Here is a 10,020-nt window from a genome sequence, read left to right on the forward strand (position 1 = left end):
TGAAATAAAATGACAACCAATAAGTTAGTGTAGGTTATAAATATTTATAAAAAATAATTATCAATGATATACAAACAATATAAATTTATGACTATCTTTTATTACCATAACTTAGATAATAGTATATTAATGCTATTATTTAAGTTATATTTCATTAACTATTAATTACTTTAATTCAAATTTACTCTTCCTATTTTATTAAATAAACAACCATTATTTAAACAAGTATAAAATAAAGTAAATCTTACTTTAAGTGATTATATTCACTGAGTTATTTTAAATTTCAAATTGTTTTTTATAAAATAATTTATATATTGTTTTTGCATTAAAATACATTAGAATTCATTAACACTTAATTATTCTTAGGAAATAAAAATGAAAAAATGGACTTGCATTAAATGTGGTAAAAAAGAGATACCTCAATATACAGAGTATTGTGACGAGTGCGAAAAAGGATCATTTAAAAAGATTGGTGGATGGCTTATTCTTCCTGCATTAAGCTTACTGTTTATGCTTATTTCAGGGTTACTTAATATCTATCAAACACTCATCGAGGTCATTCCTATTTATAGCAATATTACAACCATGGGACGCTATTTTGTCGGTTTAGGATTTGCTTTAGATTTAGCCTTATTCGTACTTATTGTAATCACGACCATCTTTTTCTTTCAAAAACGTAAAAAAACGCCCACACTTTATATTAGCCTTCTGATAGCGAATATTGCAACACAAGGACTTATGATTTTATTAATGGACAATGTATTCAAACTTCCAATAGAGTCTGAATATACTTTTGATATTATTAGAAGTATTTTCCACGCCGTTATCTGGGTTTCTTATTTTAAAATATCTGTTCGCGTTAAAAAAACTTTTGTGAATTAAAAAAACACTCTGTTATTTAGTATAAAAAAACCCTCTATAAGAGGGTTTTTGCATTTTAGTCTAATCAGAATCTGTAAAGGCTAAATGGTTTTGGATCTAAAATAGGTTTTTTACCAAGTAATAAATCTGCCGTTAATTCTGCTGATACAGGGCTTTCTGTCATCCCCCAACCTGTTGCTGTATTAATCACTAAACCAGGGTATTCTTTAACTTCTGAAATAATTGGGTTTTCATCTGGTGCGATAGCCATTGCACCACTCCATTGATCAATTAATTTCGATTCTTTAAAGGCTGGGAATTCTGCTTTTAATTTTTCTAATGAAGCATTTAGCTCAGGTAAATCTGGCAGTGCTGTCATATTTCTAAATTGCTCAAACGGAGAAACTTCATCTAAGTTCCAATGCGTTGATTGCATAAATGAATTGATTAATTGTTCATTTAAAGAAATATGCACAGGGAAATCAGGTAGTGCTAATAATGGCAGATATTTATAACCATAAGTGAAAGATTCTTTCACTACTGGTGCCACAATAACACGAGGAGAAGTTGCATAAGTACCATCAGCTTGTTCACGGAAGAAAATGCCACCCGGTAAAGCGACGTTACCACCCGGTGCCGTTGGTGAACCACTAATTAACTGTTGAGACTGATAGGCAGGCAGTGTTGGAACATCAACATTAAGGTTTTGCATAAATAGGCGCGACCAAACACCACCAGCAACAACAACTTGAGAAGTTTTAATTGCACCTTTCTCTGTTACAACGTCAGAAATCACACCCGCTTGTGTTTCTAAGCCACGAGCCGCACATTGAGTGTAAATTCGAACGCCCATTTTTTTCGCGTATTCAGCCATAACGAAAGTTGCAACTTCAGGATCGAAGCTACCAGAATCTTCTTCAAAGCCAGCAATTTTCCAATCTGTTGTTGCACCGCGAAGACGTTGATTTAATTCAGCCCCTTCAATAATTCTGGTTTTAAATGGAATATCTGAGCCAACATTTTGACTTCTTTCGTCAATCCATTTTCTTACGTTTACTAAATCTTCTTCATCAAGAGGAACTTCAACGCGACCTTGTGTACGATATGTGGTATCAATACCTACTTTCGCATTCATTTCACGCCAGCGATATTTACCTAGATGGTGTAATAAGAACGTTTCATCCGGCATTTTATAGCTAATTGCTTGACCGTAGAATCTAGAAGATTGCTCACCCGCGATATTACCTTTCTCAACAATAACAACCGATAAACCCCGTTCTACAAGATTAATGGCGGTCATAATACCGAGAATACCCGCACCAATAACAACAACATCAGCTTGTTTTGGTAAAGCCCCTTCCGTACCTTCAACAAAACCATGTCTTGGTGTACCCGGAACAAAGCGCCCTTCGCGAGTTAACACTGGTGTTAAAATCCCCGCACCAGCCGCTACAGCAACGACTGTTCCACCAATGATAAATTTTCTTCTAGATATCGCCATTTTACACGTTCCTTTTACTCGATGAATTATTAGCATTAAAACAATAACGCTATCTTATTTCATTTGTAAAGCATTAGTAAAGTATTTGTAAAATATTTTATCCTGTTTTTTCCATCAAAATTTGTACTATTTAATTTACTTATACAAAGAAGGGAGATAATCACCACATTGTTTTTTATCGATTATTTAAAGCCTTTGAGTAAAATAGAGGCACCCTACCCTAGTCGTTTAATTTGATTTTTAACTAGGATATGAAATATTTCACTACTATGACAATTTGGTCTATTTGCTAAAAGCATATATTTTTTTATTCAAATAACCAAAGTGCTAATTGAAAATAATAAATTTCTTAACAAATAATCCGCAAGATTATTAATGTAACTGAGGTATAAAAGCATATAAAAAATAACAGTCACTATTTTAACTATAATTTTTGACTGATAATTTAATCGCTATTTGGAAGAAAATAGGGAGGTAATAAAAATAGTCATCTTTAGATAATATTTATCTCTATACTTGATTAAATATTAAGTGGTCATTTTTCAACCAAAACAAAAATAAGTCGTTTTTTGATTGGCATTATAAAAGTGATGTCATTTTTTCTTTATAAATCAACGCTGTTACAATTTGAAACAAAATACACATTTTGTTACATATTAAAAATCCATGTACATTAGAACAGACTGGCTTTAGCGAGATTTCGGACATTTACGAAAGTGAATCGTATAAGTAAATACACTTATTATAAGAAACGAAAGCAGTAAATATCGTGTGAACAATTATTTTACGCGAAGTCACTTATCCTACGAGGATACAACGCCCTTTCTCTCTCCCCCTTTCTTTACTTCCCTCCAAAATTACTTAAGCTACTCTTATCAAATCGCAGTGCGCACTGGCTGATTTTTATCGAAAGGACTTCAACAAAATGATTTTGTTGAGAAACGATTACTCACTGTAAATTAAGGACTTGCCATGCCAACTCCATGCTATATCTCTATCGAAGGGAAAACCCAAGGTAACATCACTGCGGGTGCATTTACCGCAGAATCCGTCGGTAATATTTATGTTCAAGGCCACGAAGATGAAATGCTGGTGCAAGCATTCTCTCACGTAGTCACCGTACCGACTGATCCACAATCGGGTCAGCCTTCAGGTCAACGTGCCCATAAACCATTCCGTTTTACGGTGGCGTTAAACAAAGCCGTTCCCCTGCTGTATAACGCATTAGCCTCAGGCGAAATGCTGCCAAAAACCACGTTAAAATGGTATCGCACTTCGGTTGAAGGGAAACAAGAGCATTTCTTCACCACCACATTAACTGATGCGACTATCGTCAACATCGATTGCCAAATGCCACACTGCCAAGATCCAGCCAAATCAGACTTCACACAACTGATCGAAGTCTCTCTTTCTTATCGCAAAATTGATTGGGAACACACGGTTGCAGGCACGTCTGGCTCTGACGACTGGCGCGCCCCTCTCGAAGGTTAATCCTTCTTTTCACCTACACACCAAAGTGTGTGGGTGTTTCTTTGCATTTTCTTAATGGATAAAACAAGCGGTAGCTTGCTCAGTGGATATTGGAGCGAAAGATGTTTGCGAAAGATAAAAAAAATAATCTCACCTCTCAGCTTGGTGGATTAAAAAAGAAGGCGCTCGACAAAGCGCAAGAATTAGCGATTGCTAAAGCAACATCGACACTTTCGGCCTCTACTCAGCAAGCGCTCGCCACAGCAAAAACGGCACAACAAGGGCTTTCGCAAGCCTCGTCAATGGCCTCTCAAGCCTCATCGCTTATTCCCGGTGGCGGTTTTGCCGGTGGAATAAATAACGACGATGTACCGGGGCTGACCTTCTCTGAAGGATTGGCTAAAAATAAAGCCTATGCACAGCTGTTAGATTCGCTATTAGGTGCGGTATCACCTTCTGGTTTAGTTTTCACTTGCCAAATTGCAGGCTTACCGGAAAGCACCTTTCAAGTCACGGAATTTAATTTAAATGAAGGGTTATCACGTTTATTTTCGCTGTCAATTAGCGCAGTCACCACCTTACCTTTTATCGATTTTCAATCGCTATTGGGTGTGGCGTCCTCGTTAACCATTAAGCGTAATGGTAAAGAAATCCGTACTGTACGCGGGATCTTAGCGGGTGCCGTACAAGGCAATACCGACGGTGTAAAAACGTGGTATCACTTCGATATTCGCCCTGAAATGTGGGTGATGACGCTTAATCAAGACAGCCGTATTTTCCAGCATAAAAAAGTGCCTGAGATTTTAAAAACGCTGTTGGAAGAAGCCCATATCAAAGCAGACAGCAAATTCTATCGCGATGATTTACACCAAAAACGCCCCTATATCACGCAAAAACGAGAATCCGCCTATGCGTTTTGGTGTCGTTTAGCCTTTGAAGAAGGGATTAACTTTTGGTTTGAAGAGAACCAACTGTTTTACAGCGATGAACATATGGGGATGACAGCGGGCATTCACCTGACCTATAACCCGCAAGCCGAAAGCGATATTACGGATAGCACCGCGACCACATGGCAATACGGCGAATATCTCTGTGTGGATGAAACCATTCAGAAAGACAATAATTTTATCCGCCCTTCTTACCCACTGGCGCATCAAGCCAAATTAGAGAAAGGCGGTCAACATAGTGTGTTCGAAAGCTATGGACGCTTTCAAGAAGATGCACAAGCGGCCCCTTTCACGGCCATTCGTTTTGAACAACTGCGCAACGGCAGTCGAGTTGGACGCGCCAGCACCAACTGTTTCGCCTTAATGCCGGGCAAGATTTTCTCGCTGAGCAATCACCCTAGTTTAATGATGAATGATAACTGGCAAGTTATTCAAGTTTCGCATCATGGCGTACAGCCATTAGCAGATAACAGCGGTGGCGAAGGTACACAGCTTTCTAATAGTGTCGAGTTTATTCCCGGCACACAAGAATGGCGACCGCCACATCATTACAAACCGACGGCTGATGGCGATGAAGTTGCCACGGTGGTAGGCCCTCCCGGTGAAGAAATTTACGTCAATGAAGTGGGTGCCGTAAAAGTCTATTTTCATTGGGATCGCTATGGCAAACCCGATCACAGTGCCTCGTGCTGGGTGCGTGTAGCAATGGGTTGGAATGGCAATGGCTATGGTTTTTCTGCCGTACCGCGTATCGGGCAAGAGGTGATTGTCTCTTATCTTAATGGCGATATTGATAGACCGATTATCACAGGGTGTACCTATAACGGTCGCAACGCACCCCCGCTGAAATTTCCTGAAAATATGACCCGCACAACAATCAAAACCAAAACCCATAAAGGGGATGGTTTTAACGAACTGCGCTTTGAAGATGCGGGTGGCAAGCAGGAGATTTTTATTCATGCGCAGAAGGATATGAATACGGTGGTGCTCAACAATCGCACCACGCATGTACTCAATAGCCACACTGAGATCATCGATAAAAATCAAGAGATGCAAGTAAAAGGTAATCGGACTGAAACTATCAATGAAAATAACACCGAAACTGTCGGTCAGCATAAAAAAATCAGTGTGGGTAATACGTTAGCGATTGATGCAGGCGATGCCCTTGAACTGCGTTGCGGTGCCAGCGTGTTAAGAATGGATAGTGCAGGCCATATCACCATTAATGGTACGGAATTTAGTTTTGAAGCCTCAGGTCCGGTGCAGATCACGGGCAAAGATATTGACTTGAATTAAGAAGGTGAAAATGGAATTTCGCAACTTAACCCCGTTTTCAGTCATGAATTACAAGATGTTAGATACCTCTGATATCGAGCATCATGTTGTCGTGATGAAAGTGGGTTACGACTTACTACCCACACCAGAAATGGGGGGTTATCAGCCTCATCTTTCAACAAAATTTCCGCTGATTTTACAAGATGAGTATGTATCAACCATCAATACGTCTTCTGTTTTTTATGAAAGTGATTTAGCGCCTTTTAAACCTTTTTGTGATGTGATCATAAAAGGAATGGCGTATGCACCTAATGGCATTCCTAGCGAGTCGATTGTCGCATCTGTCACCTTAATGGATGCAGAGAAAAACACCTTACTTTATAAACCATTACGTTGCACTGGTGTTCGGCAATTCATTTATGACGAGCAAAAAAAATCGTGGCAATTAACACGACCTAAACCTATACGACAATTACCAATAGATTATCGTTATGCTTTTGGGGGTGAAAATAAAATCTATGCCGATGAACAATTACAACGCACATTAAATAAAGAAAATTTATTACCTGGATCAGTGCGTGTTAATCATCCCGAGGGGGAATCAGCGCCTATTGCACATGCTGCTTATGAATATAATCCATTAGGACTAGGATTTATCACTCCGTGGTATCAGCAAGCAAAAGGTATTACCTCATTTTCAGCTCCTCAAATTGAATCATTAAGCACCCCCATTACGGCTGATTGGATTAATCAGCAACTCAATGCTAGCACTTTTCAACAACAACCCGCGGGTTTTGGTGTTATTGGCCGAGCATGGTTACCGCGTCGTTTATTAGCTGGTACTTATGATGATGAATGGATTAATTCTCGCCATCCGTATTTACCTTATGATTTTGATTTTCAATATTGGAATGGCGCGCCTGCTGACCAACAAATTCCTTACCCGAAAACTAATTTCACATTGAAATGTGAGAATTTGACCCCGCAAGGTTATTTGCAAACTACATTACCTGAGCATCGCCCTTTTGTTTTATTGCGTATGCAAGATGGCTTGTTTATTCCTATCAAATTGAATTTAGACACACTTGTTATTGATACTGAAAAACAGCAACTTGCACTGACTTATCGACTAGCGTTTGAAGCATCACTTCCTATTCGCGTTTGTGAAGCCCGTTTTGAAATCAATCCTGATGCACCTTTAGTGCGTTTTGCCCAACCACAAGAGGCGCAAACTCATGGCTGATAATTATATTGCAAGACAACAAGATGCTTGGCTCGTTATTAGTTTAGTCCCCGATGTTTGCAAAACACCAATAGGACCTTCAACTCCGCCGATCCCTTATCCCGTTGTGGCAAAACTCGAAACCGCTGTTGGCTCAGTGCCTACGGTTAGAGCAAATAACCACCCTGTTGTTGTTCTTAATCAAAGTGTTATTCCCACCACAATGGGTGATGAAGCAGGTGCAGCAAAAGGGATAAAAAGTGGCACCGTGGCGGGTAAGTGTTACCCCAAAGAGCACTCGAAAAGCGTTAAGGTCAATAAAAAACCCATTTTACGTCATGGGGATAAGTTTTGGATGAATGGGGAATAACACATGTCTGAAAATAAAAATAACCATGATGTTCTACGAGTTATTGCTGATGGTGATGAAAAAAAATACCCTCCATTCGAGTCGGTAAAAAAGCGTGTCAAAGATTGGGGCATGTTCACCAAAGCACATAATGACACAAAAAATATTGATGTCATTTCTATTGATTTCTTCGATCATGACGATGAACAGATTTCAATGGGAGAATATTCGAGAGAAGAGTATAACCAGCTACGTGAACAAAATCCTTCGCTAAATTTCCCAGAATTAATTTCACTCACGACTTTTGATAACTCAACAGGATTTGTAACATCTAAAGCACTAGAAGATAGTAAAAGCGCTACCATTAGTGGTACCGGAAATACATTAGGTGAGATCACTCATCAAGCTAAAGCATCGAGTGGCTCACCAGCTCAAGCAAACCCTATTGTAACCCCCGAAACACCAACAGAAAAACACGTCTTTAAACGCCATTCATTATCGTTACTCAATGCAAAAGAAAGTGCTCAACTTCACCAATGGGCGAACCAAAAAAAAGCAGAGCTTAGTGCGGCTATTGATAATCCCAGTGAAGGTCTTTGGGGGGCTGGAAAACAATTTTATAATGATGGCGTAGATATCGCAGAACTCACCGCTTCAGCCTCAGCCTATTATTCTGCGATGACCTCAGCGAGAAACTCCATTATCGCCAAAACTTTTGGTTTAGATAATGTAGCTAAAAATCAAGCCAAACAAGTAACAGAACATCTTGAAACTGCTAAAAATATTAATTTCAGCGAGGCAAAAACCACATTAAATACGGATGCAGAAAAAGGTGGTGCCTTTCTCTATGAAGCAGGAACGCTGTTAAGTGTCCCTGGGGCCGTAAAACACGGTGGTAAAACAGCAACATCAAAAGCAAATCAGATACGTAAAGAATTAGATAGCACTATTGGAAATGTTGATACTGCTATAGCAAAAACAGCTTCAAAAGAAAAACCAATCACCAACGTAGATAATATCAAGCCAGACACCGCACCAATAAATAAAGCGCCAGAAAAACCAGTTGATCCTGTTGATAATGCAAAACCCTCCACCGAGGTTGCACCTAAACCCACAGAAAGTGCAAAACCAGACTCAGGTGCAACCATCAAAGAAAAGCCTGCAACAACGGATACGCCTAAAACAGAAACACCATCAACGAAAGTTAATGATGAAAAAAGCAATACCCAGAGCTCTGATACAGGGAAAAGCCAAGATAACCAAAAGAAAAATACTGAAGGTGATCCCGTTGATTTAGTGAGTGGGGACTTTATCCAGATTTGGCCTGTTATTTCGATCCCCGGCCTTTTACCTATTGAACTCAATAGGGCTTACTATTCTACCCAATCACCTAAAGGGCTTTTTGGCAGTAAATGGGGAGATAACTGGTCAATGTCATTAACACTGCATCATGGCAGTGTTGATTTTCAAGATCCAGATGGCAACCATTATACCTTTTTGACTCCCTCTGACGAAGTGTGCTCACGTAACCAACGTGTTCCTCATTACTTACTGTTAGGTAATAAAAAAACAGGATTGTGGATACGTGATAATCGCCATCAACGCCTTTATTACTTTGAAGCACAAACCGCAAAATCGTCACATTATCGGCTGATAAAAATCAGCAACCTACAAGGATTATCACTTCATTTCAGATATAACGATAAAGGACAATTAAACCAACTTATTCGTTATGATGGTTTTCAAATAAATCTACATTATCAATATGATAAGTTACAATTTATTGATTACACCTTCGATTCAAAAGTCCAACGTTTAGTCTCTTGTCAATACGATAAACAGGGCTATTTAAGTGAATGTGATGCCTTTCAGCAAAACCACTTATTCCATACCTATACCGCCCAAGGTTGGATGACAAGTTGGCGCGATACTGACCAAACTGAATTAACGCTTGAATATGATACGCAAGGCCGTGTCATCAAAACCTATTCAGAAAGTGGTTATTGGTGTGATCGCTTTTTATATGACGATGCCTTAGCTATCAATACTTATATTGATAATGAAGGTGGTCAAACTCGCTATTATTACAATGAAAATCAGCAAGTTATTCGTGTACTCGATCCTTTAGGTCGAGAGACTCGAACACAGTGGCAAGATCATCGAAAAGTCAGTGAAACCAATGATCTTGGAGAAACTACAAAATATGTTTATCACGCTGATGGGCTTCTAGCACAAATCCATCTACCTGATGGCCGTAAAGTGGGTTATGAATATAATGACAATGGACAACTCACTTGCTATGTCTCCCCCTTTGGCGATAAATGGCAACTCACCTACGACGACAAAGGTAATTTAACCACAGTTACCGATCCGCAAGGTCGCCAACAAGCCTATG

At 39.2% G+C, this 10,020-nt stretch carries 7 protein-coding genes; 6 read left to right on the forward strand and 1 reads right to left on the reverse strand.

The features are described from left to right. Positions 1–375 precede the first annotated feature (375 nt). Positions 376–882, forward strand: a complete 507-nt coding sequence (locus tag INT04_RS17680) for a DUF2569 domain-containing protein (protein WP_193017401.1) — start codon at positions 376–378, stop codon at positions 880–882. A 64-nt stretch (positions 883–946) separates the two neighbouring features. On the opposite strand, the gene INT04_RS17685 is transcribed toward INT04_RS17680, so the two are convergent. Then, positions 947–2,362, reverse strand: a complete 1,416-nt coding sequence (locus INT04_RS17685) for an NAD(P)/FAD-dependent oxidoreductase (protein WP_193017402.1) — start codon at positions 2,360–2,362, stop codon at positions 947–949. A 972-nt stretch (positions 2,363–3,334) separates the two neighbouring features. Between INT04_RS17685 and INT04_RS17690 the strand changes: the two genes are divergently transcribed. The 5 genes from INT04_RS17690 to INT04_RS17710 all read left to right on the forward strand — a co-directional run. Continuing rightward, positions 3,335–3,853 (forward strand): Hcp family type VI secretion system effector, encoded by a 519-nt coding sequence (locus tag INT04_RS17690; RefSeq protein ID WP_036939804.1) that lies wholly within the window; start codon positions 3,335–3,337, stop codon positions 3,851–3,853. A gap of 101 nt (positions 3,854–3,954) precedes the next feature. Continuing rightward, positions 3,955–6,075 carry a type VI secretion system Vgr family protein gene (locus INT04_RS17695; protein ID WP_193017403.1) on the forward strand — a complete coding sequence of 707 codons (2,121 nt, stop codon included), beginning with the start codon at positions 3,955–3,957 and terminating at the stop codon, positions 6,073–6,075. A 10-nt stretch (positions 6,076–6,085) separates the two neighbouring features. After that, the gene (locus INT04_RS17700; RefSeq protein WP_193017404.1) at positions 6,086–7,297 is read left to right on the forward strand and encodes a DUF2169 domain-containing protein; all 1,212 of its coding nucleotides are present in this window, start codon (positions 6,086–6,088) and stop codon (positions 7,295–7,297) included. Beyond that, a complete protein-coding gene (locus INT04_RS17705; protein ID WP_193017405.1) occupies positions 7,290–7,646 on the forward strand; it encodes a DUF4150 domain-containing protein in 357 nt (118 codons plus the stop codon). Before INT04_RS17700 ends, INT04_RS17705 begins: the two co-directional genes overlap by 8 nt. Positions 7,647–7,649: 3 nt before the next feature. Continuing rightward, positions 7,650–10,020 (forward strand): DUF6531 domain-containing protein (locus INT04_RS17710; protein ID WP_226894169.1); only part of this gene is annotated, 2,371 nt, incomplete at its 3' end.

The organism is Proteus sp. FME41 (assembly GCF_014897315.1).
Taxonomy (GTDB): Bacteria; Pseudomonadota; Gammaproteobacteria; order Enterobacterales; family Enterobacteriaceae; genus Proteus.

Coding starts and splice junctions, on each gene's coding strand:
- INT04_RS17680 (WP_193017401.1), top strand. CDS start 376: ATGAAAAAATGGACTTGCATTAAATGTGGTAAAAAAGAGATACCTCAA.
- INT04_RS17685 (WP_193017402.1), bottom strand. CDS start 2,362: ATGGCGATATCTAGAAGAAAATTTATCATTGGTGGAACAGTCGTTGCT.
- INT04_RS17690 (WP_036939804.1), top strand. CDS start 3,335: ATGCCAACTCCATGCTATATCTCTATCGAAGGGAAAACCCAAGGTAAC.
- INT04_RS17695 (WP_193017403.1), top strand. CDS start 3,955: ATGTTTGCGAAAGATAAAAAAAATAATCTCACCTCTCAGCTTGGTGGA.
- INT04_RS17700 (WP_193017404.1), top strand. CDS start 6,086: ATGGAATTTCGCAACTTAACCCCGTTTTCAGTCATGAATTACAAGATG.
- INT04_RS17705 (WP_193017405.1), top strand. CDS start 7,290: ATGGCTGATAATTATATTGCAAGACAACAAGATGCTTGGCTCGTTATT.